The sequence below is a fragment of the Kluyvera sp. CHPC 1.2972 genome (assembly GCF_036759925.1).
Classification (GTDB): domain Bacteria; phylum Pseudomonadota; class Gammaproteobacteria; order Enterobacterales; family Enterobacteriaceae; genus Kluyvera.
The window spans coordinates 734,831-737,602 of record NZ_JAPKIB010000001.1; the positions used below are offsets into that span (position 1 = coordinate 734,831).

General features: G+C 53.3%; 3 protein-coding genes and 1 tRNA gene (1 of these 4 running past the window's edge). 2 read left to right on the forward strand and 2 right to left on the reverse strand.

Annotated elements, in window-relative coordinates; genetic code table 11:
- Window positions 1-26, reverse strand: a tRNA-Ala gene (locus tag V6944_RS03510) (it extends 150 nt beyond the left edge of the window).
- 216 nt (window positions 27-242) lie between these two features.
- On the opposite strand from V6944_RS03510, the gene V6944_RS03515 reads away from it, so the two are divergent.
- Both V6944_RS03515 and V6944_RS03520 read left to right on the forward strand, forming a co-directional pair.
- Entirely contained in the window at window positions 243-599 is a 357-nt protein-coding gene (locus V6944_RS03515; protein ID WP_333497897.1) for a YfeC-like transcriptional regulator, read from the forward strand.
- A gap of 9 nt (window positions 600-608) precedes the next feature.
- Complete coding sequence (locus tag V6944_RS03520; protein WP_333497898.1) at window positions 609-1,013, forward strand: YfeC-like transcriptional regulator; 405 nt, start codon at window positions 609-611, stop codon at window positions 1,011-1,013.
- A gap of 41 nt (window positions 1,014-1,054) precedes the next feature.
- Here the strand turns inward: V6944_RS03520 and gltX are convergent, their stop codons facing one another.
- Window positions 1,055-2,470: a glutamate--tRNA ligase gene (gene gltX / locus V6944_RS03525; RefSeq protein WP_185669497.1), complete on the reverse strand. Its 1,416-nt coding sequence runs from the start codon at window positions 2,468-2,470 to the stop codon at window positions 1,055-1,057.
- Window positions 2,471-2,772: the final 302 nt, after the last annotated feature.

A 2,772-nucleotide genomic window follows, 5' to 3' on the forward strand; every position in this document is an offset into this window, starting at 1 on the left:
CGCTCTCCCAGCTGAGCTATAGCCCCAACGTAAAGCTGTCGTGTTGACGGGCGGAATCATATGAATTCCCTAACACAGTGTCAACGGCAAAATAGGCGAAATAGTTCTAATCGCTGAAAAAGCAGGCAAACGCACCATATTGCTCGCCTCCTCGCAGGTTGAAGTTAAACCTGTCACGTTTTCGCATAAAACGATGCTATAACATGGACCTGTAATTCCCACACTGCGACTCAGGAAATTGTATGCTCAAGGAACGAATGACGCCGGAGGAGATTGCTCATCTGACGGGATACAGCCGACAAACCATCAACAAATGGGTGCGTAAAGAGGGCTGGAAAACGTCGCCTCGTCCCGGTGTTCAGGGAGGAAAAGCCCGTCTGGTGCACGTTAACGACGAAGTGATGGAGTTTATCCATAGCGCCCAACGCGCTGCTGAGTCTTCAGCCCCCTATGCGGTGAACGGCAGCGATAATCCTTTCCATACGCTGCTGCTGACGCTGGTTGATGAAATGACCGAGACCGAGCAGAAGCAGCTCACGTCACTGCTGCTACGGGAAGGCATTAGCGGTTTATTGCAACGTTTAGGAATTCGCGGTTAAGCACTGTCTATGAAAAAACTTCCCGCAAAAATGTCCACGGAAGAGCTGGCCGACATGCTGGGGATGACCCGGCAGACCATCAACCGTTGGATTCGTGAAAAAAACTGGCGCACCGAACCGATGCCCGGCATTAAAGGCGGTCGCGCACGGCTTATCTTTATTACCGATGAGGTGATGGATTTTCTGGTGAATACGCCGGCTTTCCGTCAGTTGCCCAACGAAAACCAAATTGATGAACCCGCAGGCAGCTACACGGCCCATGCTTCAGATGCGGTTTGGCGGCAAATTAGCGACGTATTGCAGAACAACATGACACCACTGGAGCAAGAGCGCTTGCACCGCCTTTTGGCCCGTGAAGGAATTTGCGGCTTTCTGGCGCGACTCGGGCTGGGCGACCAGAACGATAAGGTATAAAAAAAGCGGGTTTCCCCGCTTTTTTCACATCTGAACGCCAATTACTGCTGGCTTTCACGTTCGGCGATGAACGCCAGCGCCTTGTTGATACGTTCGATGCTACGGGATTTACCGATCGCATGAACGGTCACGTCCAGGCCAGGAGACTGCCCTGCTCCGGTCACCGCAACGCGCAGTGGCATACCCACTTTACCCATGCCCACTTCCAGCTCATCGGCAGTCGCCTGAATCGCATGATGGACGTTTTCAGCGGTCCAGTCGGTGATGGCGGAGATTTTATCACGCACCACTTCCAGCGGCTGACGCGCAACCGGACGCAGGTGTTTCTTCGCGGCATCCGCATCGAACTCAGCGAAGTCTTCGTAGAAGTAGCGGCAGCTCTGCGCCATCTCTTTCAGGGTTTTGCAGCGCTCGCCCAGCAGTTTCACCAGCTCGCTCAGCTGCGGCCCCACGCGAGTATCAATATTTTCCTGCTCAATATGCCACTGCAGGTGCGTCGCCACGTATTCCGGCGCCATCGTATTGATGTAGTGGTGGTTCAGCCACTGCAGTTTGTCGGTGTTGAACGCACTGGCGGACTTGCTGACCGCGCCCAGAGAGAAGAACTCGATCATCTCTTCACGGGTGAAGATCTCCTGGTCGCCGTGGGACCAGCCCAGACGCACCAGATAGTTCAGCAGCGCTTCCGGCAGGTAGCCGTCATCGCGATACTGCATGACGCTGACCGCACCGTGACGTTTGGACAGCTTTTTACCGTCATCGCCGTTGATCATCGATACGTGCGCGTAAACCGGCACCGGCGCATTCAGCGCTTTCAGGATGTTGATCTGACGCGGGGTGTTGTTGATATGGTCTTCACCACGAACAACGTGGGTGATTTCCATATCCCAGTCATCGACAACCACGCAGAAGTTGTAGGTTGGGGAACCATCGGTACGGCGGATGATCAGATCGTCCAGCTCCTGGTTGCTGAATTCGATTGGCCCACGGATCTGGTCGTCAAAAATAACGGAACCTTCCTGCGGGTTAGCAAAACGCACTACGCACGGCTCATCGTCAGCATGATGTTCGTGACCGTGGCGGCAGCGACCGTCGTAACGCGGCTTCTCACCGTTGGCCATCTGCTCTTCGCGCAGCGCTTCCAGACGCTCTTTGGAGCAGTAGCATTTATACGCCGTGCCTGCTTCCAGCATTTCATCAATCACCGCGTTGTAGCGATCGAAACGTTTAGTCTGATAGTACGGGCCTTCATCCCACTCCAGATTCAGCCAGTTCATACCATCCATGATGGCTTCAATGGCTTCCGGCGTTGAGCGCTCGAGATCGGTGTCTTCAATACGCAGCACAAACTCACCTTTATGGTGACGTGCGAAAAGCCAGGAATAAAGAGCAGTACGAGCACCGCCGACGTGCAGATAGCCAGTCGGGCTAGGCGCGAAGCGAGTTTTGATTTTCATGAGATGGCCTTACGTTTATAAACATGCCGACAACCGGCAAATCCTGGAAATAGAAGTGGGCAATATTCTATCACTCCCACTCGGTTGTTCCCACCGCAAGCGTGTGGTTTGCATTTTTTGCATAGAATTCATACACCATAGCGTGTTTTGCGATCACATCGTCTAATTTTACGACGAACAGATAAATTATTTATAAAAGGCGTTGACTCATTTTCAACTCTCCCTATAATGCGACTCCACACAGCGGGGGTGATTAGCTCAGCTGGGAGAGCACCTCCCTTACAAGGAGGGGGTCGGCGGTT